A 23,022-nucleotide genomic window follows, 5' to 3' on the forward strand; every position below is an offset into this window, starting at 1 on the left:
AGTCTCAGGGTTTTCAGAATTGCCTGCCGATCGGTGCTAACGTCCAGCCACCTCTCGTTGAAGTCATCCGCCCATGTCCATCGCCGATAACCTCCTCGCCTTCACCTTCGCCGCCACCTTGCTCACGCTCACGCCCGGGCTCGACACCGCCCTGGTATTGCGCACCGCCACGGTAGAAGGCAAACGCCAGGCGCTGCATGCCACGCTGGGCATCAACGCCGGCTGTTTGTTATGGGGCGCGGCCGTGGCCTTTGGGCTGGGCGCGTTGATCGCAGTGTCGGAACTGGCGTTCAACCTGCTCAAGTATTGCGGCGCGGCTTACCTGGCGTGGTTGGGGCTCAACATGCTGCTGCGTCCGCGCCGTTCACTGTCACCCGCCGAGGCCGACGGCAAGCCGGGCGGCAACTGGTTTCTGAAGGGCATGCTGGGCAATGTGTTGAACCCCAAGGTGGGGATTTTCTACGTGTCGTTCCTGCCGCAATTCATCCCCCAAGGGCATTCGTTGATTGCCTGGACCTTCGGCCTGGTGAGCATTCACGTGGTGCTGGGCCTGGTGTGGTCGCTGGCATTGATTGGGGCCACCCGCCCCCTGTCGGGTTTCCTGCGCCGGGAGAAGGTCATCCAGTGGATGGACCGCACCACTGGAATGGTATTCGTGTTGTTTGCCGCGCGATTGGCTTTCAGCAAGCGCTGAGCGCGAGTGGCCGTTAGCGCAGGCGGATCGACAGTTCGATGTCATCGGCAAACGGCACCGACAAGTAGCCGTTCTGCGGCGAGCGTACATGGGCCAGGTATTCCGGGCAGTAGTCGGTGTTGTCGGCCACCACCAGCGCACCGGGCCGCAAGTGCTTTTCCACGCGGTTCAGCACCTCGCCATACAGCGCCTTGGCACCGTCCAGCAGCAGCAGGTCGACCACTTCGGGCAGGTGCGTGGCCAACGTGACCAGCGCATCCCCTTCACGGATTTCGATCAGATCACTCACGCCGCCTTCGATGAAATGCTGCCGCGCCAGGGCAATTTTAGACGGCTCGAACTCGCTGCCAATCAATACCCCACCGCCGTTGTCGCGCAGGGCTGCGGCCAGGAACAACGTGGACAGGCCGAACGAAGTGCCGAACTCGACGATGGCCTTTGCTTGAGTGCTGCGCGCCAGCAAATAGAGCAGATTGCCCGTGTCGCGGGAAACCGGCAGCCACAAATCCTTAAGCATCGTGTAGAGCGCCACGTAGTCGGTTTTGCTGTGCATCAGGCGGTCGCGCTCTTCGTCGCTGACACTGTTCAGGCTCGGGCTGGTGGCAGCGCCCGCTTGTTGGTAGAGCCGTTCGATCAAGGGCGCCAAGGGCGCAGTAGTCAGGGTGGTCATGATGGATTTCCGTGTGGTCGGGACTAGAATGCGATTAATTCGTCGCATTAAAAGTATGCGAGTGATTCATCGCCTTCGCTATTCGCGTTAGCCCCGCGGCCGGAGCCCAGCATGACAACCCGCCAGACGCCCCGTATTTCCTCACGCAAACAGCCGCAGCAGGCGCGTTCCACCGAGCTGGTGGCAGCGATCCTCGAAGCGGCTATTCAGGTTTTGGCCAAGGAAGGTGCCACACGTTTCACCACCGCACGGGTGGCGGAAAAGGCCGGTGTGAGTGTCGGTTCGGTGTATCAATACTTCCCCAACAAGGCCGCAATCCTGTTTCGGCTGCAGAGCGATGAGTGGCAGCAGACCACGCAGATGCTGCGCGACATTCTCGACGAAACCGACGTGCCAGCGCTGACTCGCCTGCGCACCATGGTGCATGCCTTTATCCATTCTGAGTGCGAGGAAGCGCAGATGCGCGTGGCGTTGAACGACGCCGCGCCGCTGTATCGGGATGCGCCCGAAGCGCTGGAAGTACGCGCCGCGGGCCAGCAGGCCTTTGAGACCTTCATGCTGGAGTTGCTGCCGCAATTACCTGAGCCAACCCGCGCGCTGGCCTGCGACTTGATCCTGACCACGCTCAGTTCGGTGGGTAAGGATTTTTCCAGCAGCCCGCGTACCGTAGCAGAAATAGCTATTTACGCCGATGGAATGGCTGATATGTTTCGCGCCTACGTGAACGCGCTCAATCATCTGTAATGCACTCATCTCCAGCAAAGGAATGCACATGAACTTCTTCAAGAAGTTGTTCGGCGCTGCCAAAAAGCCCGAAGCCGAAGCGACCCTGTCGACGCCGGTTGACCCGGTTGAAACTCCAGCGGATGCCGCCAATATGGCAGCCCGCATTGCTAGCGAAGAATGCCTGGACCGGCATTGGCAGGCCGTGGGCACTGTGGAGCGCGACGTGCTGACGTACATGATCAGCCCAAGCTTTACCGGCGGTCCTCATTGGCCGTCCACCCGCCAGGCCTACCGAGTGGTGCGCCGTGACGGCTCCATCGTTCTCGCCACCGAGGGCCTGTCCGACCCGTTCGACGATGCCGAAGGGCTGGGTAATGGGTTCGAGATGGAGTTGTTCCTGGAAACCACAGATATACCCAACGATGCCCGTGGTGAGCTGGGTAATGTCGACCCTCTACGCCGCAGCTGGGCGTTCGAACTGCTCGAACACGTGGCCAAAACCGTGGCCAATGCAGGCGGCATCACGCATCAGTTGGACAACCATGGCGTACTGTCCCTGGAACTGCCGGGGTTCAGCCTGTCACACCAGATGAGCGAGCAAGTTCCTAAGCTGTTCGTCACTGAAGACGATGCCACCGGCGTATTGCTCGGTGGGCCGGAACCCGACTTCCCGACCCGCCTGGAAGACATGCCGCTATCGCCCGTACGGCTGGTACCCGTGGTATTGATCACCGCGTCGGAGCTGGAGTACGTGCGATCCGGTGGGCGCGCGGCGCGGGAAGATCTGGTGGAGCGGTTGAAGGCCGCAGGCGTAGGCCATACCAGCAGCCTGTATCGCGCAAGCGTGGTGTGAACAGTCGTTGCGTCGACGCGTTGATTGTTTAACAAAGCCATAACTGAAGGTTCACAAACGACAATTGAACGCGCCTGCGCACGATGGGAGCATCGACGACCATGATTGCGCGCTTAAGCTTGATCCGTCGTCACCTGCTCCCCTCCTCCGCGAAGGTGCAGGCGCGCCCCTGCGAAAACCCTCTGGTCCATATCATCCTGGCCTTCTGGGCGCTGTGGCATTGCCGCCATGCGCGCCCGCCCGACACCCGCCTCTGATTCAAGTCGAATACGCCTCGCCGGCATTCATTTATCAGAAGGATCACCCCATGACCGCAGCCATGCGCCCCGTCATCGGCGCTGCCCAGCGCAGTGACTCGTATTACACCGCCAGCCTCAACGACGCCACCCAATACCCGACCTTGCAAGGCCAGGTCAGCGTCGACGTGGTGATTATCGGCGGCGGCTTCACCGGTGTCGCCAGCGCTGTGGAACTCGCCGAACGCGGGCTCAAAGTCGCGATTGTCGAGACTAACCGTATCGGCTGGGGCGCCAGCGGGCGCAATGGCGGGCAAGTCACCGGCAGCCTGTCGGGTGACGAAGCTATGCGCGCGCAAATGCGCAAGCGCCTGGGCGATGAGGTCGACGATTTCATCTGGCACCTGCGCTGGCGAGGCCATGAAATCATCGAGCAGCGGGTCAACAAATACGCGATTGCCTGCGACCTCAAGCACGGCCACCTGCATGCCGCGATGAAACCCGCGCACTTGACCGAACTGCGCGCCTTTCACGATGAAGCACAACGGCGCGGCATGGGCCAGCACGTCAGCCTGCTCGATGAGACTGCGGTGCGACAGCATCTGGACAGCACGCTGTACCTGGGCGCGCTGAAAAACACACGCAACCTGCACCTGCACCCGCTCAACCTGTGCCTGGGCGAAGCGCGCGCGGCGCAGAGCCTCGGCGCGTTGATTTTCGAGAACTCCGAGGTACTGCAAATCGTGCATGGCGACCGACCTGCCGTGATAACGGCGCAAGGCCGGATCGACGCGCGCCAAATGCTGCTGGCCGGCGATGTGTACCACCAACTCGAACCCAGGCAACTCAAGGGCAAGATATTCCCGGCGATGGGCGGGATTGTCACCACGGCGCCACTGGGCGAACTGGCGCACCAGATCAACCCGCAGGACTTGGCGGTGTACGACTGCCGGTTTGTCCTCGATTACTACCGCCTGACGGGTGATGGGCGATTGTTATTCGGTGGCGGCGCCAATTATTCCGGGCGAGACTCACGCGACATCGCAGCGGAGTTGCGCCCGTGCATCGAGCGCACGTTCCCGGCACTCAAAGGCGTGGACATCGAGTTCCAGTGGAGCTGCGCCATGGGCATTGTGATGAATCGCATCCCGCAGTTGGGCAAACTCTCCGACAACGTCTGGTACTGCCAGGGCTACTCCGGACATGGCATCGCCACCAGCCACATCATGGGCGAGATCATGGCTGAAGCGCTGACCGGCACGCTGTCAGCGTTCGACACCTTTGCCGGGTGCAAGCACATCAAGGTGCCGCTGGGCGATGTGTTCGGCAACCCGATGCTGACGGTGGGCATGTGGTACTACCAGATGCTGGAAAAGCTGCGCTGACACACGGCGCATTCCATGGCACCGGCATTCGCTGCTATGTTTCGCTCCTCGCCAGCGAAGGGATGTGCCATGGAACCGCTAGACATAAACGCCGCATTGATCATCATCGACATGCAACAGGGCATGAACGATCCCAAGCTGGGGCGACGCAATAATCCGCAGGCCGAGTTGCAGATTCAGCACCTGCTCCACGCGTGGAGGCAGGCGCAACGCCCCATCGTCCATGTCCGGCATATGTCTCGCACTCCGGGCTCGGTCTTTTGGCCCGGCCAGCCGGGCTGCGAGTTCCAGCCCGCACTCGCACCGCTCAAGCATGAGCATGTGCTGGAAAAAAACGTTCCGGATGCGTTCACCGCCACAGGCCTGGAGCGCTGGCTGCATGTGCGTTCGATCAAGCAATTGGTGGTCGCTGGGGTAATCACCAATAACTCTGTCGAGTCTACGGCACGCTCCGGCGGCAACCTGGGCTTTGAGGTGATAGTCGCGGCAGATGCCTGCTATACCTTTGATCAAACCGATTTGTCCGGCCGCCTTTGGCCCGCTGAGGACGTGCATACGCTGTCGCTGAGTAACCTGGCGATGGACTACGCCACGGTTATCGAGACACGCGACCTGTTGGCCCGCTGTCAAGCCGGGAAGGGAGATGAGTAAGGGCGCTGGCAAGCGAAGCGTCGTTTGAGTGCCCAACGCTCAGAACACGCCTGCGTTCACCAGCATGTCGACAAGTGCCTCCGGCCATACCGTATCCGCCGTCGATTGCAGCTCGTCAGCGGACCACCAGTGATGATCCGCCATGACCTGGGCTTCCTGTACCGTCCATTCGTCTCGGGAAAGGACTTCGTTTTGCGCATGAACAACAAAATACTGCTCAATGGCTAACACGGTTTCGCCACTGGGTAACATCAGCGAAAACCGGCGGTCTGCCACCGGCGCTTGCACAGTGCTGACCACAATGCCGGTCTCTTCACGCAACTCGCGGAGTGCAGCCGCCTGGAAGGTCTCTCCCTCTTCAACGCCGCCGCCGGGTGTAGCCCAGTAATTTCTGCCGGCCAGCGCCCCCTCTTTATGCACGAACCTGAAAAGAAGCACCTTTCGCGAAGGGCTGATAACCAGCAGCCGAGCGGCTTTTCGCTCACGCATGGGACGTGATTCCTTCTTCAAAAGCCTTACATACGCGTTCGCCAAGCCGCTCGACCAGTCTCACCAAATAGCCGTCCGGGTCCTGCACCAGAAACTCACGCTGCCCAACCTCGACCTCGCCCGCCCGGTACCACACGTCCTGGCTGGCCTTGAACAAGGGATAGCCAGCCGTCTCCAGTCGTTGAATAACCGGGCTTACCGCCGCGACGTCAATCTGCAGATTGATACCGCGTCCAAACGGGCGATACAACGCAGCGGTCAGCCATTGATTGGCCTGGGGGTCGACTTGCTCAAGCATCACCTGGGCGCCGTCCAGGTCGAGGTAGGCAAAGCCGTCTTCCAGACGTTGGTAGGCAACCTTGAACCCCAGGCACGTCACCCAGAACGCCAGGCTCTTGTTCAGATCGGTCACCATCAACTCCGGGACCAGTTTATTTCTCTTCATCATGGACCTGCTTCCATTGCGGGTTAACTCAGTCGCTGGGCAATCTTCCTGCGCAGCTCACCGTGCTGTTCTTCAGCGTAAGGCGTTGCGGTTTTCCAGTCATAGAACCAGACGGGCATCTTGCGCTTGTCGTCCGGCTCCGAGGCGTATCGAGGGAAAATATGGCTGTGTAACTCCGGCTCGGAATTTCCCAGGATCTCGTAGTTCATGCGCACTGCACCGGTGACGTGCAGTACGGCGTCGCCGATCCGGGCCATGTCGAGCAAGTACGTTGCCCTGGTCTGCTCGTCCAAATCATTCAAACTGGCAACCACAGGATCGGGCAACAGCAGGCAATAACCCGGCAGAAACTGCACGTCACCCATCACCGCCCAGCCCGACGCCATGCGGCAGATCACCTTATCGTTGGCACCGTTGCGGGCCAGTTCTACGCGTTGCGAAATCAGCGGCATGCCGTGTCCCCAATAGTGACGTCCATTCAGTCTCTTGCACCGCAATTCATCCGGCGTTTGCCCGCTGAGCTTACATGACCCAAGTATCGATAACCGGTGTTCCGGGCACACGCTGTTGCGCTCAAGCACGTCGAGACCACGCTGATCGACCTGCCGAATTTACACAACAAAAACAATTTTTGTTGTACACAAAATATCGCTAAAGATTTTCCGAGCACGCGCCGAAATAGCAGTGATAGCAAATCGCCGCTCCTGCCCCATGAGTTGACGGTTTGGCCGCCCTCCCCGCTGATGGTCGTCTCGATGAAAATAAAAAATAAGCTGGTGCTCGCGTTTGTATCCGTCGCTTTTATCCCGGTCAGCGTGGTCGCGGTGATCTCCGTGCTGAACACCCGGACCCAGGCCGTCGAGCAGTTCATTGATGGCAGCACCCGCGAAATTCGTCAGATCGATGGCAATATCCGCCAGTTTTTCGATGGCACGATGCAGAACGTCGATCAAATGTCCGCTGATCCTGTATACACTTCCGCGAACACTCTGAAAAATTACCAACCCGCCGATGCTGCCAGCCAACCGATGCCGGCGCAGGCACAACAGGTGATCGACCAGTTCGCCCGGTTCGGCGCCACGCACCCGTCGGCGGCGATTCTGTCGATTGGCCTGGAAGATGGCACCTACGCCAAATGGCCCGACGACCCGCAGTTGGCCAAGTACGACCCGCGCGCCCGTCCGTGGTACAAGGCCGCGATGGCCACCCCCGGCAAGACCGTGCGCACGCCCGCTTACTATTACGACAAAGACGACGTGGCCCTGGTCGGCACCGCGCGGGCGCTTCTGGACACTGCCGGCAAAGCCAAAGGCGTGTTCGTGGTCAGCGTGTCATTGAAAAACCTCACCGAACTGCTCAAAAGCATCAAGCTCGGTGAAAGCGGCTATGTGATGTTGATCGAGGACGGCGTGGTGCTGGTCGACCCGCGTAACGCCGCGCACAACTTCAAGCCGCTCAAAGACCTCGGCGCGCCGTATGCACAGTTGGCCAATACGCCCCAGGGCTCGACCGAGGTGGTGATCGATGGCGTGCGCTACATGGCCAACGTGTGGACCTCGCCCGGCCTTGGCTGGCGTTATGTGGGGTTGATCGAATACAGCGAAGTGATGACTGCAGCCACCCGCATGACCTACCTGACCACGGTAATCGTGGCGGTACTGGTGCTGATTTTCGGGTTGATCGCAGCGGCTTTTTCCAAGGTAATCGTCAAGCCGATCGGCCAGGTCAGTACCGGCTTGCAGTCCATCGCCCAGGGTGAAGGCGACTTGCGCCATGAGCTGCACGTACAAGGCAAGGATGAAACCGCCGAGCTGGCGGGCTGGTTCAACAAGTTTCTCGCCGCGATCCGCCAGTTGATCCAGCACATCGGCGCGGCCTCGACCAACTTGCAGGACGCGTCACGGGTCAACAGCCAGGTGGCGCACAACATGAACGAGGCTGCCGGGCGTCAGCGTGAGGCGGTGGAGCTGGTGTCCACCGCTTTCAACGAGATGGTCGCCACCGCCAACGAAGTGGCGCGTTCGTGCAGCGGCGCGGCGGAATCCGCCGAGAACGGCCATCGCCGCGTGGCCGAGGGCAAGCAGCAAATTGAAGTGACCACCGACAACGTCAATCGCCTGGGCCGGCGGTTGACCGAGTCGTCCCAGGCCATGGTCGAACTGGAAGCCGGCAGCCGCAGCATCAACCAGATACTCGGCACCATTCGCGCCATCGCCGAACAAACCAACCTGCTGGCGCTTAACGCCGCGATCGAAGCTGCCCGGGCCGGCGATCAAGGCCGTGGGTTCGCCGTGGTGGCAGATGAAGTGCGGGCGCTGGCCAAGCGCACGTCCGACTCCACCGGCGAGATCGAGCAACTGCTCGGCACCCTTGGCAGCAAGACCGAGGAAGTCACGCAGAAGATGAGCAGCTGCCTGGACCTGTCGCGGGCCAGCGTATCGTCCATCGAAAACGCGCGGGACAGTTTTGAGGGCATCCAATTGTCAGTGAATGAAATCCGCGACCAGAACCTGCAGATTTCCGCCGCCGCCGAGGAGCAGCACAGCGTGGCCGAAGAAATCAACCGGCATATCCAGCAGATCTATGACGAGGCGCGGCTGGTGGAGAGCCTGGCCAACTCCGCCCAGGACGATTCGGGGCAACTGGCCAAACTGTCGGAAGAGTTGAACGGCTTGGTGGGGCGTTTCAAGTCCTGACGTCGAAATACTCCCGTTGATCAAGGACGATCCATGGGCGTGGCGTTTGTAACAGGACGTTGAACGCCAACCAACCGACCTACGCCTGCTGTGAAACCATCCAGCTCACAAAGGCTTGCAGCCGCGTGTTAAAGGGCTCGCGCTCGGCACTTGGGTTGCGTGCCTCAAACAGAAAGTACGCGATCTGAATGCCCATCGTCGGGTAATGCTGCACGAACAACGCAACATGCTCTTCCAGAGTGTGCGGCCAGCCTAATGCATCATCGGCGCGCAACGTGTGAGTGGCCCGGATCAACCTGCGTGCCGCTTCTCGCTGTAAGCGAAGTCGCTCTGGCTCAGTACCGGCCTGCGTGATGCGTGTGAGATAAGCGCTCAACGCGTGTTCGAAGTCAGCATTCAAGGCCCGGGCGATTTCACGCGAAGGCCTGAATCGCTCGAAGTGCAGAGAGAGGTCATCGCCCCACACACAACGGCAATGATGCTTGAGCCAGAAGCCCCATTTATTGGTGTTTTCAGGCACGAGCACGTCGGCGCGATAACCCAGGTCGAAGTCGATTTTGCTGACGACCGGATGTCGCTGCTCCAGCACCTGGCGCAGCGCTTCCAACGACTCAAGCACCTGCGCACCAGGCTGGTCGCGGGTTACCAGCGTGAGGTCAAGGTCCGAATCACCCGGGCGGGCGTCGCCCCTGGCCACACTGCCATAGACAAAAATAGCCTCCAGCCCCAACCCGGCCTGCGAAAGGGTCGCACACACATCCGTCAGCACGGGCTGGAATTCAGGCTGAAGGGCAGCATCGCCAACGGTTTGTACAAAGCCCTGCGCATCAACACCGGTCACCATGCTCATGGGCGATGCACCTCAATCACCAGGCCTTCCTCCTCACTCGGAGCACAGAAGTGGCGGGTGATCAGGTCAAACTCGGCATCGGTGGCGGCAAAATCATGCTCGCCCCGAGCATTGCGCGCATGCAGGCGAGCGCGGCAGGTGGCGTCATCCAGTTCAAGGTAATGCAGGCGATGGGGCACCTGCGCCGCCTGTGCCAGGCCGAGCAGCCATTCGCGATTGGCCAGTGTATTGGCGGGAAAATCCAGGACCACGCTGACACCAGACTGCAACAGGTTAATCACCAGCGGGCCCAGTACACCGCGAACGCGCTGGGCACGGCTTACGTAATCGGTAATCGAGCGGATCTCACCGGGGTAAAGCTGTGCAAGCCAGTGGTCCTCGCTGAGCACGATGGTCGCGGGCTCGGCGGCGAGGGTTTTAGCCAGTGTGGATTTTCCGGAGGCGATCTTGCCGCAAAGCAGATGCAGGGTGGGCATGGGTCGGTTCCTTATGTCTGGCGCACAAGCATGGCATTTTTTCAGGCCGAACGACGTTGCCAGTGCTTATAAAATGCCAGCGGCGCCAGGTTCTTTTCCTAATGGCCTGGGTGGAATGACAAGCGGGTAATGAGCCGGACCCGCGTGTTCATAATATTTCGACACGAAATATGCTGAACTATCTGACGAACCCCAGGCTCCTTTCCTATGCGCTGCCCCAACCCCAGGGGCGTTGTACAACAAGGAGCCGCCATCACCATGACTACCCTTCCCGTCTACCGACACTCCCTCCCGGGCCCGCTGCACGCGACCCTGCTGGCCGGCACCGTGCCGTTGTTTCTAGGCGCCTTGCTCAGCGACATCACCTACACACAGACCTATCAGATTCAATGGGCCAACTTTGCCTCCTGGCTGATCGCCGGTGCGCTGGTGTTCTGTGGGTTCGCACTGTTGTTTGCACTGGTCAATCTGGTGCGGGCCGAGCGCAAGTCGGGTCAACCGGTTGTGTATGCCCTGCTGCTGTTGGCTACATGGGTGCTGGGCCTGGTCAATGCGTTCCAGCATGCCAAGGACGCCTACGCCGCCATGCCCGCCGGCCTGGTGTTGTCGGTGGTCGTCACCGTGCTGACGATTGCCGCGACCTGGACCGGACTGCGCACAGGAGCCACCAAATGAAAACCTCCCACACACTGACCTTACTCAGCGCTGCCCTGTTATTGACCGCCTGTGGCGGCGAAGGCGACAAGTCCCAGGCCCGCGGCCCCGATCCTAAATTGCCGGAACAGCAAAGCAGCCTGTTGCCGAGCATGAAAATCGCCGAGCCCACGCCGTGGGGCACGCAAAAACCCACGGTGCCTGAAGGCTACAGCGTCACCGCCATTGCCACCGACCTGGCCATCCCGCGGCAAACCCTGGTATTGCCCAACGGCGACATTCTGGTCGCCGAAGGCCGTGGCGGCAGCGCGGCCAAGCTCAAGCCCAAGGATGTGATCGCCAGTGTGATCAAGGCCCAGGGCAACACCAAGGTCAAGGGTGGCAACCGCCTGACCCTGCTGCGCGATGCCGATGGTGACGGTACTTATGAACTGAAGACGGTGTTCGCCGACAACCTCAACGCGCCCTACGGCCTGGCCTTCGCCGACGGCAAACTCTACGTGGCCAACCAGGACGCGCTGGTGCGCTTCGACTATGCCGACGGCCAGACCAAGGCGAGTGGCCCACCCACCAAAATCACCGACCTGCCGGCGCAGATCAACCACCACTGGACCAAATCCCTGGCCGTGAGTGCTGACGGGCGCCAGCTCTATGTGGGCATTGGCTCCAACAGCAATATCACCGAGCGCGGCATGGAAGTGGAAATCGACCGGGCGATGGTCTGGCAGATCGACGCCGCGACAGGCGCACACAAGCCCTACGCCACCGGCATCCGCAACCCGACCGCGCTGACCATTCAGCCCGGTTCCGGACAATTATGGGCGGTGGTCAACGAACGCGATGAACTCGGCCCGGATCTCGTGCCGGACTACCTGACCTCCGTGCGTGAAGGCGCCTTCTACGGCTGGCCCTACAGCTACTGGGGCCAGAATGTCGACCCGCGTGCGCAACCGCAGAACCCGGCGAAAGTCGCCGCTGCGATCAAGCCGGATTACAGCCTGGGTTCCCACGTGGCGGCACTCGGCGTGGATTTCTCCATTGCCGAAATGGGTGAGAAATTCGCCGAGGGTGTATTTGTCGGCGAGCACGGCAGCTGGAACCGCGAGAACCCGGTGGGCTACAAGGTGATTTTCGTGCCGTTCAGCCATGGCAAACCCGCCGGCGAGCCGATTGATTTCGCCACCGGTTTCCGTGGTGATGACGGCAAGACGCGCGGGCGCCCCGTGGGCGTCACGGTGGACCCTAAAGGCGCACTGATCATCGCGGATGACTTGGCCAATACCGTTTGGCGGGTGACGCGGAACCGTTAAACAAAGCGTTTGACTTGGTTGCCTGAGGCAACAATATAATTGCCTCAGACAACCAACCGAGCATCCTCATGTCCGCGCCCCTTGTAGAACGCGCCGCGATCATTCGCGGTTTCAACCGTTTTTACACCCACCAGATCGGCGTGCTGCAGGAACACCTGCTGCAAAGCGACTTCTCGCTCACCGAAATCCGTGTGATGTACGAACTCTCCTCCCGTGGCGACCTGACCAGTGCCGACTTGTGCCAGATGCTTGGCCTGGACGCGGGCTACCTGAGTCGACTGATCAGCGGGTTCGAAAAGAAGGGCCTGATCCAGAAATTCCGGTCCACCGCTGATGCGCGGGCCGTGCAACTGCACCTCAGCGACCTCGGCCGCGCGGTGCTGGCACCGCTGGAACACAAGACCCAGCAAGAAGTCATCGCCTTGCTCCAAACCCTGCCCGAACCGCAACAACAGCAACTGACCGGCGCCATGCAGCGGATCCAGACGCTGCTGCAAGGCCGCACGCCGAGCTACCTGCTGCGCGATCCGCAACCGGGCGATATGGGCTTGGTGGTGCAACAGCAATCGGCGCTGTATGCGCGTGAATACAGCTGGAATTGGGAGTTCGAGGCTTTGGTGGCGGAGATCGTCGCCAAATATCTGCGCGAATTTGACCCAACGTGCGAGCGCTGCTGGATCGCGGAAAAGGATGGCGAGGTGGTGGGTTCAGTCTTCGTGGTGCGCCATGACGAAACGACCGCCAAGCTGCGCATGCTCTACGTGGACGCCAGTGCGCGCGGCATGGGCATAGGTCAGCGTTTGGTGGAGGAATGCCTGCGCTTTGCCCGGCATGCCGGTTATAAAAGCATGCTGCTGTGGACGGTGGACGCGCTGACCGATGCACGCAAGCTGTATCAGAAAGCCGGGTTCAGCTTGGTTGAAGAAGAGGCCACGGTCAGTTTCGGCAAGTCGCTGGTGAGTGAAACCTGGGCCCGCGAGCTGTAAGGCAATTGCCATATGGGAGCGGGCTTGCTCGCGAAAGCGGAGTGTCAGTCGACTGATGTGTGACTGTTCCACCGCCTTCGCGAGCAAGCCCGCTCCCACAGTTGATCTTCGCTGCTCAGAGAATTGCGTCCGCTTAACTGAGTTACAGATCAGTGATTTCCTTGTGGCGTGGCACCAGCGCTTTCATCACGCTCCACGCCACCAGGTACGCCAGCGCACAGATCGCAAACATGATCATGTAGCCGGTGTGAATGTCGTTGATGGACTTGTAATAGTCGAACACCCAGCCACCGATCTTGGTCATCACCACACCGCCCAAGCCGCCCGCCATGCCGCCGATACCGACCACCGAGGCCACGGTTTTTTGCGGGAACATATCCGACACGGTGGTGAAGATGTTGCATGACCACGCCTGGTGCGCCGAAGCGCCAACGCCGATCAGCAACACCGGTACCCAGAAGCTGAGGTAACCGAACGGTTGCGCCAGCAACACCACCAACGGGAACAACGCAATCACCAGCATGGCTTTCATGCGGCCGTCATACGGTGCATCGCCACGTGCCATAAAGTAGCTGGGAAACCAACCGCCGCCGATACTGCCGACCATGGTCATGCTGTACAGCACGGCGAGCGGCATCACGATATCCGCGCCTTTCATGCCGTACTGCGCCGACAGATAAGTGGGCAGCCAGAACAGGAAGAACCACCACACGCCATCGGTCATGAACTTGCCGAAGGCGAACGCCCAGGTCTGGCGGTAGGTCAACAATTTGAACCAGGAGACTTTTTTCGCGGTGGCACCCGCAGGCTCCGGGGTGAAAGGCTGCACCGTCTGGTCGCTACGGATATAGGCCAGTTCTGCAGCCGACAAGCGTTTTTGCTGCTCCGGCTTCTGATAAAGCGCCGACCATACGGCCACCCAGACAAACCCCAACATGCCAATCACCATGAACGCGGCTTCCCAGCCCCACAGGCCGGCAATCAACGGCACGCAGATCGGCGCCAGGATCGCACCGACGTTAGCGCCGGAGTTGAAGATACCAGTGGCCAGCGAGCGTTCTTTCTTGGGGAAGTATTCAGCGGTGGCCTTGATCGCGATGGGAAAATTGCCCGCCTCGCCAATCGCCAATACGGCGCGAGACAGCATGAAGCCGGCAATCGACACCGGAATCACTGCCAGGCCGATTGCGCCGCTGAGCGCAGCGATCCCCTCGCCCATCGGCACCGAAAACGCATGCATGATCGCGCCGGTGGACCAAATGGCAATCGCCACCACGTAGGCGGCCTTGGTGCCGATCTTGTCGACAAACCGCCCGGCAAACAGCATGGAAATCGCATAGACAAACTGGAACACCGCCGCAATGTTGGCGTAATCGGTGTTGCTCCAGCCAAATTGTGTCGACAGCTGCGGCGCCAAAAGGCTTAGCACCTGACGGTCGAGGTAGTTGACGGTCGTGGCGAAGAACAACATCGCGCAGATGGTCCAGCGATAGTTGCCGACGGCCGTGCCGACGCGATGGGCGTTGAGGGGCTCATTCAAATTCATGGCATCACTTTTTATTTTTGTTAGATAGGACATACGCAGTGTCATATGTCGTCGTACAACCATAACTTTTATAGCGGGCTCCCTACACGCTGTCAATCTGAAAGATTGCCGTTTATTGAGGTATCAGGCGGATATAGAAATATTCAACCAGGCACAGTTGTAGGATGACAAACACGAAATACCCGGCTCGGCGCTTTGCCCGGCACATCATCGAGCACGCCGAAAGGCTTCAGCCCAAGCTTCTCCAGCACCCGAATCGAGGCCGCGTGATCGGGCCGTACCAGCCCGAATACCTCGGGAAAATTGAGGGTTTCGAACGCCAGCACCAGCGCATCACGACCCAGTTCGGTGGCATAGCCCTGCCCCCAGGCCTCGACCGCAAAGCGATAACCCAGGTTGATGCGCCGCTCGGTCAGGTAATTGAGCGGCGCGACACCGCCGAAGCCAATCAGGTGGTGCGGTGCTTCGATGCGCGCAATCGCCCACCAGCCGTAACCCTGAGTGGCCCACTGTTCAAGCCAGCGGTCGAGCAAGCGATGGGCATCGTCAAGGCGGGTCATGGGACCGACAGGATTGAACAGGTTCGTCTGTGGATCGCCGAAGATCGCGAACAATCGCTGCACGTCGCTGGGCGATGGTTTGCGGTAGACCAGCCGCGGGGCAGTGTCGGGCATTCTGATAACTCCCTGGTTAAACCGTGAAGTTCAATGCATCTGCAAAAAAACGCAATTAGTGGTGAATTATTTCGTGTCGGCTTGTATCTGAACTGACAGAGCGGTGCCATCGCAACGATGGCACCTCCCCTGTTCAGTTTTAGAGTGGCCCGCATGAAATTACGTAAGAAAAGCGTCAAACCCATTGGATTAAAAGACATCACGATTGTCGACGATGCCAAGGTGCGCAAGGCGATCACCGCCGCCGCACTGGGCAACGCCATGGAGTGGTTCGACTTCGGCGTCTACGGTTTTGTCGCCTATGTGCTCGGCAAGGTGTTCTTCCCGGACGCATCGCCCAGCGTACAAATGATCGCGGCCTTGGGCACGTTCTCCGTGCCCTTCCTGATTCGCCCCCTGGGCGGCCTGTTCTTCGGCGCCCTGGGCGATAAATACGGACGGCAGAAAGTCCTCGCCGCAACCATCGTGATCATGTCCCTGAGCACCTTCGCCATTGGCCTGATTCCAGGGTACGCATCGATTGGCATCTGGGCGCCGATCCTGTTGTTGCTGTGCAAAATGGCCCAGGGTTTCTCGGTGGGCGGTGAATACACCGGCGCCTCGATCTTTGTCGCCGAATACGCGCCGGACCGTAAACGCGGGTTCCTCGGCAGTTGGCTGGACTTCGGCTCCATCGCAGGCTTCGTGCTCGGCGCCGGTGTGGTCGTACTGATTTCCACGATATTGGGTGAAGCCGATTTCGAGGCCTGGGGCTGGCGCCTGCCGTTCTTCCTCGCCTTGCCCCTGGGCATGATCGGCCTCTACTTGCGCCATGCGCTGGAAGAAACCCCGGCCTTCCAGCAGCACATGGACAAACTTGAACAAGGCGACCGCGAAGGCCTGACACACGGCCCCAAAGTATCGTTCAAAGAAGTGGCCACCCAGCACTGGCGCAGCCTGCTGACCTGCATCGGTATCGTCGCGGCCACCAACGTGACCTATTACATGCTGCTCACGTATATGCCGAGCTACCTCTCGCATAACCTGCATTACAAAGAAAACAGCGGCGTGCTGATCATCATCGCGATCATGGTCGGCATGCTCTTCGTGCAACCGTTCATTGGTTTTGTCAGCGACAAAATCGGCCGCAAGCCCTTCATCATCGCCGGCAGCATCGGCCTGCTGTTCTTGGCCATCCCGGCGTTCATGCTGATCACCAGCGGCAAGATCGGCCTGATCTTCGCCGGCTTGCTGATCCTGGCCGTGATCCTGAACTTCTACATCGGCGTCATGGCCTCGACCCTGCCCGCGATGTTCCCCACTCACTTGCGCTACAGTGCGTTGGCCAGTGCGTTCAATGTCTCGGTATTGATCGCCGGCCTGACACCGACGGCGGTGGCCTGGCTGGTGGAAAGCACCAACGACCTGTTCATGCCTGCTTACTACCTGATGGTGTTTGCCGTGGTCGGCCTGATCACCGGCCTGACCATGAAGGAAACCGCCAACAAGCCCCTGCGCGGCGCGGCACCAGCCGCCTCGGACATGGCAGAAGCCAAGGAGATACTGCAAGAGCACCACGACAATATCGAGCAGAAGATCGAAGACATCGACGCCGAAATTGCCGCACTCGAAGCCAAGCGCCAGAACCTGGTGCAGCAGCATCCTCGGATTAACTAACACCTGACCGTGCGTGGTGGTTCGCGCCGCCACGCCATTGGAGTGCTCAGCATGATTCCAAGCGTCACCGCAGCACATTCGTTACTCAGCGCCGCTGAACGCGCGGCCATCGCCGAAATAGAAGCGACCACCAGCATTCTGCAGCTGGTCACCCGTCTGACCGGCATGCGCTTCGCCGGTATCGCCAAATTCACCGATCTGGAATGGGTGGTGTGTTCAGCCTATGACCCGCTGCAAATGGGGATTCATGTCGATGACGTACTCGACCTGGAAACCACCCTGTGCAGTGAGTTCTGCATCAACCCGCAAACATTGTTCATCCCGCAAGTCAGCCGGAACGGCCGCTTTGCGGCGCGCCCGGTGGTCAAGCAATACGCCATCGAGAGCTATGCCGGCGCGCCAATCTTCCTGCCCGACGGCCGCCTGTTCGGCGCACTGTGCGCACTGGATTCGCGGGCGATGCTGTTTGACGACCCCAATCTGCCGGAAACCCTCAGCCTGTTTGCGCGGCTGATTGGCTGTATTTTCTTCGCTAACTTGACGGCGGCTGATCAGTGACTTTGCCGCGCAGCGCGGCCATATCGCGCTTGGGCGGCATACCAAACAGTCGGCTGTACTCACGGCTGAACTGTGACGGGCTTTCATAACCGACCTTGAACGCGGCGCTGGAGACATCCTGATGCTCATTCAACATCAAGCGCCGCGCCTCGTTCAGGCGTAACCACTTCTGATACTGCAACGGGCTCATCGCCGTCAGCTGGCGAAAGTGATGGTGAAAGGTGGCGGCGCTCATTTGCACGCGCGCAGCCAATTCATCCACGCGCAACGGCGCGTCGTAATTGAGTTTCAGCCAATCGATCGCCTTGGCAATCCGATAGCCCTGCCCGTCCACGGCGCAGATCTGGCGCAGTCGACCGGCTTGATCGCTCTTCAACAGCCGATAGTGGATCTCGCGCTGAATCAAGGGGGCGAGCACCGGTATCGCCTCAGGCTCATCCAGCAACGCAACCAGGCGTGCAAACGCCGTCAGCATGCCTTCGGTGACAGTGCCGATGCCGACCCCCTTCATCACCGCCCGTTGACGGGTTGGCGGCATATCACTCTGGGCGATCAATTCGGCCAGGATGCGCACATCCAGCTTGAAGGTCAGCCCCAGACAAGGTTTCGCCGGGCTGGCGGCCAGCACCTCTGAGTTGGCCGGAATGTCCAGCGAGGTCAGCAGAAAGCGCGACGTGTCATACGGGTAGCCCTCGCCGCCGACCCAAAGCTGCTTCTCGCCCTGGGCGACCAACACGATGCTGGGTTCGACCATGCATACCACCGGCGTCGCCGGCTGCTCGCGCCGATAAAAGCCCAGGCCGGGAATGGGCATGGGGTAATCGCCCGGTGCTGAAACCCGCGAACCAATGGACTGGATCAGCGCCTCCAGGGGCGATGGATTGATCTTCATAGCGGGCTCTGTCCTCTCTTCAGTGAACTTTACCCCGGTCGGGGTCTGAGCGTCCCCGACATGTGGCAAGACTCAGAGGATCAGGCAAGTAATCCAGTGGAACGCACTACAGAAGCCCCGCCCCCATCGGGAAAATGTGCGCACCAACCTCCTCAAGGATCAACGCATGAAACGCTTCTTGCTCGCCCTGTGTGTGCTGGTCACGTCTTTTTCTTCACTTGGAGCCGATATGTCCAACGGTGCTGACAACTTCTACACAAGCGACAAGGTGACGGTGGAAAAGGTCACCTTCAACAACCAGTACGGCATGCCCGTTGCGGGCAATCTGTTCATCCCCAAGGGCTTTGCCTCGGGTTCGAAGAACGCCGCAATCATAGTCGGCCACCCGATGGGCGCCGTCAAAGAACAGAGCGCAAACCTTTACGCCACCAAAATGGCCGAACAAGGCTTCGTCACCCTTTCACTGGACCTGTCGTTCTGGGGTGAAAGCGCAGGCGTGCCGCGCAACGCGGTGTTGCCCGATCTCTACACCGAAGCCTTCAGCGCCGCCGTGGATTACCTCGGCACCCGCCCACTGGTTGATCGAGAACGCATCGGCATTATCGGTATCTGTGGCAGTGGCAGCTTCGCCATCGCTGCCGCCAAGATCGACCCACGCCTCAAGGCCATCGCCACGGTCAGCATGTACGACATGGGGGCGGCCAATCGCAACGGCCTCAAGCATGGGGTGACACTGGAGCAGCGCCAACAGCTGCTTCGCCAGGCCGCCAACCAGCGCTATGTGGAATTCCAGGGTGGCAACACCGCCTATACCGGCGGAACCCCGCTGACCCTCACCGGCGATGCGGTGGGCGATGAGTTCTACGACTTCTACCGGACCCCGCGCGGCGAATTTACCCCGGCCGGTGCGTCGCCCCAAACGACCACGCGGCCGACGCTGACCAGCAACGTGAAGTTCATGAATTTCTACCCGTTCAACGACATCGAGACCATCTCCCCGCGCCCGCTGTTGTTGATTACCGGCGCCGACGCCCACTCCCGCGAGTTCAGTGAAGACGCCTATCGGCGTGCTGCCGAGCCCAAGGAATTGGTGATTATCCCGGGTGCCGGCCATGTGGACCTGTACGACCGGGTCGACCTCATCCCGTTTGCCAAGCTCAGCACCTTTTTCAAAGGCCACTTGAAGTAATGTCCGATAACACTCATACGCACAACTGGGGTGCCGTGTTCGCGATGTCATTGGCGGCATTCGCCCTGGTGGCCTCCGAATTCATGCCCGTAAGCTTGCTCACGCCCCTGGCGAGCGACTTGCACATCTCTGAAGGCCAGGCTGGCCAGGGTATTTCGGTATCCGGGTTGTTTGCCTTGCTCACCAGTCTGATCATCGCTGCTGTCGCAGCGCGGGTTGAACGCAAACGCCTGCTGCTGGCATTGACCTCGCTGATGATTCTGTCCGGCACCGTGGTGGCGTTAGCGCCGAACTATCTGACATTCATGCTCGGTCGCGCGCTGATCGGCGTGGCCATTGGTGGTTTCTGGTCACTGTCAGCCGCTACCGCGATGCGCCTGGTGCCTTTGGCGCAGGTGCCGCGCGCCTTGGCGATCGTCAACGGCGGCAACGCGCTGGCGACCGTGATTGCGGCACCGTTGGGCAGCTTTCTCGGCGGGCTGATCGGTTGGCGTGGCGCGTTCTTTTGCGTCATCCCGGTCGCCGTTGTGGCCGGCGCCTGGCTGCTGGTGAGCCTGCCTTCGCTCAAGCACGACGACAGGGTCAAGACGCGCAATGTGTTTCGCCTGATGAAGGATGCCCGGGTAGCCCTGGGCATGCTGGCCGCCAGTGGGTTTTTTATGGGTCAGTTCATGCTGTTCACTTACCTGCGCCCGTTCCTGGAAACGGTAACCCAGGTCAGTCTTTCCATGCTGTCACTGATGTTGCTGGTGCTCGGCCTGGCCGGGCTTGCCGGGACGTTCCTGATTGAGCGTTTTCTGAAAAACCACCTGTACCACGCGCTGACGGCCATCCCGTTATTGATGGCAACAATTGCCCTGGCGCTGGTGGCATGGGGCAGTTCGCCGGTGGCGACCACTGTTTTGCTGGGCCTGTGGGGCCTGGTTGCCACCGCCGCGCCGGTGGGCTGGTGGACCTGGCTGTCGCGGGTCCTGCCTGACGATGCCGAGGCGGGAGGCGGACTGATGGTGGCGATTATCCAATTGGCGATTGCCTGCGGCGCCACGCTTGGGGGTGTGGTGTTCGACCTGAGTGGCTACCGGGCGACCTTTGAACTGAGCGCGGGTTTGCTGGGTATCGCTGGCCTGCTGGCTTACCTGACCTCACGGCGTGTTTCGGTGACACGTGTGGCAACGCGCACTACCTGAAAAACTGACTCGGTGTCTTGCCAAACTGTTTCTTGAACATGCTGGTAAAGGCACTCGGGCTTTCGTAGCCCAACTCGATGGCGACATCAATAATCTTCTCCCCTACCGCAATGCGCTCCAGCGCCAGCAGCAACCTTGCCTGTTGGCGCCATTGGCCAAACGTCAGGCCGGTTTCCTTGCGGAACAGGCGCTGGATGGTCTTCTGGTCCAGGTCCAGTCGATCACTCCAATCAGCGACCGTCGACGCATCGCCAGGGTCGTGTTGCAGCGCCTGGCAAACCCGGTTGATCCGTGGGTCGACGGGCTGTGGCAGCGACAAGGGCAACGCCGGAAGAATCGCAAGTTCGTCGAGGATCAGGTGCATGATCCTGGCGTCGCGCGAATCTTCGGCATACGGCGGCTTCAAACTCACCGACGCCTTGATCAGCTCGCTCAGCAACGGCGAGATACTCACCGCCTTGGTCTCGGTCGGCAGGTTCGGGAAGGCATCGGGCCGCACAAACACACTGCGCATCTTCAATGTGCCCACGCAGCGCAGCGAGTGGACTTGCCCGCTGGGCATCCAGAAGCCGCGACTGGACGGCACTGTCCACTGGTTCTGCGCCGAGTGCACCACCATCACGCCTTCGATGGCGTACAGCAGTTGATGCTTCTCGTGGCGATGTTCGGGTATCACCCAATTCTCGGGATAATCGGTGGCGGAACTGATGACCGCCCAATCGCCCGCGTCGATCTCCTGCAGAAATAAATCCAGTGGTTTTATCATTTCGCCCTTTTTGCGACAGTTGCCTCCCGAATTTCGTGAGACAGGCATTTTTGTCGAATCTAGCATGAACGCCGAAACAATTAGAAATGGGCAGCCGGCATCGTACTGGCTGCCCCTGTTCGCTGCCTTGTATGGAATGCCTGCATGTCGACCCTGACCGCGTCACCCGCCGCTGCAACCACTGCGCCCCAAATAAGCCCGCTGGTCATGCGCGTTCTCGGCGCCTGCGCCCTGGCGCACATGATCAATGACCTGATCCAGGCCGTGCTGCCGTCGATTTACCCGATGCTCAAGGCCAATTACGGGCTGAGCTTCACCCAGGTGGGCCTGATCACCCTCACCTTCCAGCTGACCGCCTCCCTGCTGCAACCCTGGATCGGCTACCACACCGACCGCCATCCCAAACCCTGGCTGCTGCCGGCGGGCATGGTGTGCACCTTGATCGGCATTCTGATGCTGGCGTTTGTCGGCACGTTCCCGGCGATACTGCTGGCGGCGGCGCTGGTCGGCGTCGGCTCGTCGACCTTCCACCCGGAAACATCCCGCGTGGCCCGTCTGGCTTCCGGCGGCCGCTACGGCCTGGCGCAATCGACCTTCCAGGTCGGCGGCAACACCGGCAGCGCTTTCGGCCCGTTGCTCGCGGCGGCGATCATCATTCCCTACGGCCAAACCCACATTGCCTGGTTCGGGCTGTTCGCGGTGTTTGCGATTCTGGTGCTGTATGGCTTGAGCCGCTGGTACCGCCACCACCTCAACCTGTTCAAGCTCAAGCAAGGCGGTAAAGCCACCCATGGTTTGTCCAAAGGACGCGTGACGTTTGCCCTGGTGGTACTGGCGCTGCTGGTGTTTTCCAAATACTTCTACATGACCAGCCTGACCAGCTACTTCACCTTCTACCTGATCGAAAAGTTCCAGCTGTCGGTGGCCAGTTCGCAGATGTACCTGTTCCTGTTCCTTGGCGCGGTAGCGGTCGGCACCTTTGCCGGCGGCCCTATCGGCGACAAGATCGGCCGCAAGAAAGTCATCTGGTTCTCGATCCTCGGCGCCGCGCCCTTCACCCTGGCGCTGCCCTATGTCGACCTGTTCTGGACCGCGGTGCTCAGCGTGGTGATCGGCTTTATCATCGCCTCGGCCTTCTCCGCTATCGTGGTCTTCGCCCAGGAACTGGTGCCGGGCAATGTGGGGATGATTGCCGGTATTTTCTTCGGCCTGATGTTCGGTTTCAGCGGGATCGGCGCCGCGCTGTTGGGCTTGCTCGCCGATAACCATGGCATCGAGTACGTCTACAAGATCTGCTCGTTTCTGCCGCTGGCGGGCATCCTCACGGTATTGCTGCCCTCGACCAAAGGCGTCTGACCGGTCGATCATGCCTGGCGCTTGGCGCACATGCGCCCCAGCGCCAGGCATGGGGGTGCTGAAGGGTGTTCCTTGAC

At 60.3% G+C, this 23,022-nt stretch carries 24 protein-coding genes and 1 pseudogene; 15 read left to right on the forward strand and 10 right to left on the reverse strand.

The genetic code is table 11. The features are described from left to right. The first annotated feature begins 73 nt into the window (after positions 1 to 73). Positions 74 to 694 carry a LysE family translocator gene (locus ACDZ94_RS25545; protein ID WP_432751827.1) on the forward strand — a complete coding sequence of 207 codons (621 nt, stop codon included), beginning with the start codon at positions 74 to 76 and terminating at the stop codon, positions 692 to 694. A 13-nt stretch (positions 695 to 707) separates the two neighbouring features. Here the strand turns inward: ACDZ94_RS25545 and ACDZ94_RS25550 are convergent, their stop codons facing one another. Continuing rightward, positions 708 to 1,364 carry an O-methyltransferase gene (locus tag ACDZ94_RS25550; protein ID WP_064452625.1) on the reverse strand — a complete coding sequence of 219 codons (657 nt, stop codon included), beginning with the start codon at positions 1,362 to 1,364 and terminating at the stop codon, positions 708 to 710. A 111-nt stretch (positions 1,365 to 1,475) separates the two neighbouring features. Here ACDZ94_RS25550 and ACDZ94_RS25555 point away from each other — a divergent pair, with 111 nt between their 5' ends. The 4 genes from ACDZ94_RS25555 (at position 1,476) to ACDZ94_RS25570 (ending at position 5,215) form a co-directional block, all read left to right on the forward strand. Further along, positions 1,476 to 2,108, forward strand: a complete 633-nt coding sequence (locus ACDZ94_RS25555) for a TetR family transcriptional regulator (protein WP_432751828.1) — start codon at positions 1,476 to 1,478, stop codon at positions 2,106 to 2,108. Between the two features lie 28 nt (positions 2,109 to 2,136). Further along, positions 2,137 to 2,943 (forward strand): suppressor of fused domain protein, encoded by an 807-nt coding sequence (locus ACDZ94_RS25560; RefSeq protein WP_407016884.1) that lies wholly within the window; start codon positions 2,137 to 2,139, stop codon positions 2,941 to 2,943. A 307-nt stretch (positions 2,944 to 3,250) separates the two neighbouring features. Beyond that, positions 3,251 to 4,564: an NAD(P)/FAD-dependent oxidoreductase gene (locus ACDZ94_RS25565; protein WP_432751829.1), complete on the forward strand. Its 1,314-nt coding sequence runs from the start codon at positions 3,251 to 3,253 to the stop codon at positions 4,562 to 4,564. 69 nt (positions 4,565 to 4,633) lie between these two features. Continuing rightward, complete coding sequence (locus ACDZ94_RS25570) at positions 4,634 to 5,215, forward strand: cysteine hydrolase family protein (RefSeq protein ID WP_432751830.1); 582 nt, start codon at positions 4,634 to 4,636, stop codon at positions 5,213 to 5,215. Positions 5,216 to 5,254: 39 nt separating this feature from the next. Here the strand turns inward: ACDZ94_RS25570 and ACDZ94_RS25575 are convergent, their stop codons facing one another. From ACDZ94_RS25575 to ACDZ94_RS25585, 3 genes are read right to left on the reverse strand one after another with little or no spacing between them, the layout of a single operon-like run. Further along, positions 5,255 to 5,704, reverse strand: a complete 450-nt coding sequence (locus tag ACDZ94_RS25575) for an NUDIX hydrolase (RefSeq protein WP_432751831.1) — start codon at positions 5,702 to 5,704, stop codon at positions 5,255 to 5,257. Then, positions 5,697 to 6,152: a bleomycin resistance protein gene (locus ACDZ94_RS25580; protein WP_432751832.1), complete on the reverse strand. Its 456-nt coding sequence runs from the start codon at positions 6,150 to 6,152 to the stop codon at positions 5,697 to 5,699. The genes ACDZ94_RS25575 and ACDZ94_RS25580 overlap by 8 nt, the downstream gene beginning before the upstream one ends. 20 nt (positions 6,153 to 6,172) lie before the next feature. Next, positions 6,173 to 6,601, reverse strand: a complete 429-nt coding sequence (locus ACDZ94_RS25585; RefSeq protein WP_221294896.1) for an HIT family protein — start codon at positions 6,599 to 6,601, stop codon at positions 6,173 to 6,175. Between the two features lie 483 nt (positions 6,602 to 7,084). Between ACDZ94_RS25585 and ACDZ94_RS25590 the strand changes: the two are divergent. Continuing rightward, a pseudogene (locus ACDZ94_RS25590) lies at positions 7,085 to 7,942 on the forward strand (cache domain-containing protein); the annotation flags it as partial. A gap of 198 nt (positions 7,943 to 8,140) precedes the next feature. Continuing rightward, on the forward strand, positions 8,141 to 8,845 hold the full coding sequence (locus ACDZ94_RS25595) for a methyl-accepting chemotaxis protein (RefSeq protein ID WP_432751869.1): 705 nt from the start codon (positions 8,141 to 8,143) through the stop codon (positions 8,843 to 8,845). Between the two features lie 79 nt (positions 8,846 to 8,924). Here ACDZ94_RS25595 and ACDZ94_RS25600 read toward each other — a convergent pair whose 3' ends face one another. Together ACDZ94_RS25600 and ACDZ94_RS25605 are read right to left on the reverse strand one after the other, a co-directional pair. After that, positions 8,925 to 9,695 (reverse strand): nucleotidyltransferase domain-containing protein, encoded by a 771-nt coding sequence (locus ACDZ94_RS25600; RefSeq protein ID WP_432751833.1) that lies wholly within the window; start codon positions 9,693 to 9,695, stop codon positions 8,925 to 8,927. Continuing rightward, on the reverse strand, positions 9,692 to 10,171 hold the full coding sequence (locus ACDZ94_RS25605) for an AAA family ATPase (RefSeq protein WP_432751834.1): 480 nt from the start codon (positions 10,169 to 10,171) through the stop codon (positions 9,692 to 9,694). Before ACDZ94_RS25605 ends, ACDZ94_RS25600 begins: the two co-directional genes overlap by 4 nt. Positions 10,172 to 10,423: 252 nt before the next feature. Between ACDZ94_RS25605 and ACDZ94_RS25610 the strand changes: the two genes are divergently transcribed. From ACDZ94_RS25610 to ACDZ94_RS25620, 3 genes are all read left to right on the forward strand, one after another. After that, the gene (locus ACDZ94_RS25610; RefSeq protein WP_432751870.1) at positions 10,424 to 10,846 is read left to right on the forward strand and encodes a DUF2231 domain-containing protein; all 423 of its coding nucleotides are present in this window, start codon (positions 10,424 to 10,426) and stop codon (positions 10,844 to 10,846) included. After that, positions 10,843 to 12,135, forward strand: coding sequence for a PQQ-dependent sugar dehydrogenase (locus ACDZ94_RS25615; protein ID WP_064452635.1), 1,293 nt, complete (start codon positions 10,843 to 10,845; stop codon positions 12,133 to 12,135). Before ACDZ94_RS25610 ends, ACDZ94_RS25615 begins: the two co-directional genes overlap by 4 nt. A 68-nt stretch (positions 12,136 to 12,203) precedes the next feature. Continuing rightward, entirely contained in the window at positions 12,204 to 13,121 is a 918-nt protein-coding gene (locus ACDZ94_RS25620; protein WP_432751835.1) for a bifunctional helix-turn-helix transcriptional regulator/GNAT family N-acetyltransferase, read from the forward strand. Between the two features lie 142 nt (positions 13,122 to 13,263). On the opposite strand, the gene ACDZ94_RS25625 is transcribed toward ACDZ94_RS25620, so the two are convergent. Together ACDZ94_RS25625 and ACDZ94_RS25630 are read right to left on the reverse strand one after the other, a co-directional pair. Next, entirely contained in the window at positions 13,264 to 14,667 is a 1,404-nt protein-coding gene (locus tag ACDZ94_RS25625) for an MFS transporter (RefSeq protein ID WP_221294901.1), read from the reverse strand. A gap of 143 nt (positions 14,668 to 14,810) precedes the next feature. Next, positions 14,811 to 15,341 carry a GNAT family N-acetyltransferase gene (locus ACDZ94_RS25630; RefSeq protein WP_432751836.1) on the reverse strand — a complete coding sequence of 177 codons (531 nt, stop codon included), beginning with the start codon at positions 15,339 to 15,341 and terminating at the stop codon, positions 14,811 to 14,813. A 153-nt stretch (positions 15,342 to 15,494) separates the two neighbouring features. On the opposite strand from ACDZ94_RS25630, the gene proP reads away from it, so the two are divergent. Both proP and ACDZ94_RS25640 read left to right on the forward strand, forming a co-directional pair. Further along, positions 15,495 to 16,997 carry a glycine betaine/L-proline transporter ProP gene (proP, locus tag ACDZ94_RS25635; RefSeq protein WP_064452639.1) on the forward strand — a complete coding sequence of 501 codons (1,503 nt, stop codon included), beginning with the start codon at positions 15,495 to 15,497 and terminating at the stop codon, positions 16,995 to 16,997. A 51-nt stretch (positions 16,998 to 17,048) separates the two neighbouring features. Further along, positions 17,049 to 17,555 (forward strand): GAF domain-containing protein, encoded by a 507-nt coding sequence (locus tag ACDZ94_RS25640; protein ID WP_064452640.1) that lies wholly within the window; start codon positions 17,049 to 17,051, stop codon positions 17,553 to 17,555. On the opposite strand, the gene ACDZ94_RS25645 is transcribed toward ACDZ94_RS25640, so the two are convergent. Then, the gene (locus ACDZ94_RS25645; RefSeq protein WP_432751837.1) at positions 17,530 to 18,447 is read right to left on the reverse strand and encodes an AraC family transcriptional regulator N-terminal domain-containing protein; all 918 of its coding nucleotides are present in this window, start codon (positions 18,445 to 18,447) and stop codon (positions 17,530 to 17,532) included. The genes ACDZ94_RS25640 and ACDZ94_RS25645 overlap by 26 nt on opposite strands. A 166-nt stretch (positions 18,448 to 18,613) precedes the next feature. On the opposite strand from ACDZ94_RS25645, the gene ACDZ94_RS25650 reads away from it, so the two are divergent. Both ACDZ94_RS25650 and ACDZ94_RS25655 read left to right on the forward strand, forming a co-directional pair. Then, the gene (locus ACDZ94_RS25650; RefSeq protein WP_064452642.1) at positions 18,614 to 19,636 is read left to right on the forward strand and encodes an alpha/beta hydrolase; all 1,023 of its coding nucleotides are present in this window, start codon (positions 18,614 to 18,616) and stop codon (positions 19,634 to 19,636) included. Continuing rightward, entirely contained in the window at positions 19,636 to 20,823 is a 1,188-nt protein-coding gene (locus ACDZ94_RS25655; RefSeq protein ID WP_432751838.1) for an MFS transporter, read from the forward strand. Before ACDZ94_RS25650 ends, ACDZ94_RS25655 begins: the two co-directional genes overlap by 1 nt. On the opposite strand, the gene ACDZ94_RS25660 is transcribed toward ACDZ94_RS25655, so the two are convergent. Beyond that, positions 20,816 to 21,637: an AraC family transcriptional regulator gene (locus tag ACDZ94_RS25660; RefSeq protein ID WP_064452644.1), complete on the reverse strand. Its 822-nt coding sequence runs from the start codon at positions 21,635 to 21,637 to the stop codon at positions 20,816 to 20,818. The genes ACDZ94_RS25655 and ACDZ94_RS25660 overlap by 8 nt on opposite strands. Positions 21,638 to 21,733: 96 nt before the next feature. Here ACDZ94_RS25660 and ACDZ94_RS25665 point away from each other — a divergent pair, with 96 nt between their 5' ends. Continuing rightward, entirely contained in the window at positions 21,734 to 22,945 is a 1,212-nt protein-coding gene (locus tag ACDZ94_RS25665) for an MFS transporter (protein ID WP_262664895.1), read from the forward strand. Positions 22,946 to 23,022: the final 77 nt, after the last annotated feature.

The organism is Pseudomonas sp. UBT, from assembly GCF_050915955.1.
Lineage (GTDB): Bacteria > Pseudomonadota > Gammaproteobacteria > Pseudomonadales > Pseudomonadaceae > Aquipseudomonas > Aquipseudomonas antarctica_A.

Coding starts and splice junctions, on each gene's coding strand:
- ACDZ94_RS25575 (WP_432751831.1), bottom strand. CDS start 5,704: ATGCGTGAGCGAAAAGCCGCTCGGCTGCTGGTTATCAGCCCTTCGCGA.
- ACDZ94_RS25645 (WP_432751837.1), bottom strand. CDS start 18,447: ATGAAGATCAATCCATCGCCCCTGGAGGCGCTGATCCAGTCCATTGGT.
- ACDZ94_RS25650 (WP_064452642.1), top strand. CDS start 18,614: ATGAAACGCTTCTTGCTCGCCCTGTGTGTGCTGGTCACGTCTTTTTCT.
- ACDZ94_RS25550 (WP_064452625.1), bottom strand. CDS start 1,364: ATGACCACCCTGACTACTGCGCCCTTGGCGCCCTTGATCGAACGGCTC.
- ACDZ94_RS25545 (WP_432751827.1), top strand. CDS start 74: ATGTCCATCGCCGATAACCTCCTCGCCTTCACCTTCGCCGCCACCTTG.
- ACDZ94_RS25615 (WP_064452635.1), top strand. CDS start 10,843: ATGAAAACCTCCCACACACTGACCTTACTCAGCGCTGCCCTGTTATTG.
- ACDZ94_RS25580 (WP_432751832.1), bottom strand. CDS start 6,152: ATGATGAAGAGAAATAAACTGGTCCCGGAGTTGATGGTGACCGATCTG.
- ACDZ94_RS25665 (WP_262664895.1), top strand. CDS start 21,734: ATGTCGACCCTGACCGCGTCACCCGCCGCTGCAACCACTGCGCCCCAA.
- ACDZ94_RS25595 (WP_432751869.1), top strand. CDS start 8,141: ATGGTCGCCACCGCCAACGAAGTGGCGCGTTCGTGCAGCGGCGCGGCG.
- ACDZ94_RS25625 (WP_221294901.1), bottom strand. CDS start 14,667: ATGAATTTGAATGAGCCCCTCAACGCCCATCGCGTCGGCACGGCCGTC.
- proP (WP_064452639.1), top strand. CDS start 15,495: ATGAAATTACGTAAGAAAAGCGTCAAACCCATTGGATTAAAAGACATC.
- ACDZ94_RS25630 (WP_432751836.1), bottom strand. CDS start 15,341: ATGCCCGACACTGCCCCGCGGCTGGTCTACCGCAAACCATCGCCCAGC.
- ACDZ94_RS25660 (WP_064452644.1), bottom strand. CDS start 21,637: ATGCCTGTCTCACGAAATTCGGGAGGCAACTGTCGCAAAAAGGGCGAA.
- ACDZ94_RS25585 (WP_221294896.1), bottom strand. CDS start 6,601: ATGCCGCTGATTTCGCAACGCGTAGAACTGGCCCGCAACGGTGCCAAC.
- ACDZ94_RS25555 (WP_432751828.1), top strand. CDS start 1,476: ATGACAACCCGCCAGACGCCCCGTATTTCCTCACGCAAACAGCCGCAG.
- ACDZ94_RS25570 (WP_432751830.1), top strand. CDS start 4,634: ATGGAACCGCTAGACATAAACGCCGCATTGATCATCATCGACATGCAA.
- ACDZ94_RS25600 (WP_432751833.1), bottom strand. CDS start 9,695: ATGAGCATGGTGACCGGTGTTGATGCGCAGGGCTTTGTACAAACCGTT.
- ACDZ94_RS25655 (WP_432751838.1), top strand. CDS start 19,636: ATGTCCGATAACACTCATACGCACAACTGGGGTGCCGTGTTCGCGATG.
- ACDZ94_RS25605 (WP_432751834.1), bottom strand. CDS start 10,171: ATGCCCACCCTGCATCTGCTTTGCGGCAAGATCGCCTCCGGAAAATCC.
- ACDZ94_RS25560 (WP_407016884.1), top strand. CDS start 2,137: ATGAACTTCTTCAAGAAGTTGTTCGGCGCTGCCAAAAAGCCCGAAGCC.
- ACDZ94_RS25640 (WP_064452640.1), top strand. CDS start 17,049: ATGATTCCAAGCGTCACCGCAGCACATTCGTTACTCAGCGCCGCTGAA.
- ACDZ94_RS25565 (WP_432751829.1), top strand. CDS start 3,251: ATGACCGCAGCCATGCGCCCCGTCATCGGCGCTGCCCAGCGCAGTGAC.
- ACDZ94_RS25620 (WP_432751835.1), top strand. CDS start 12,204: ATGTCCGCGCCCCTTGTAGAACGCGCCGCGATCATTCGCGGTTTCAAC.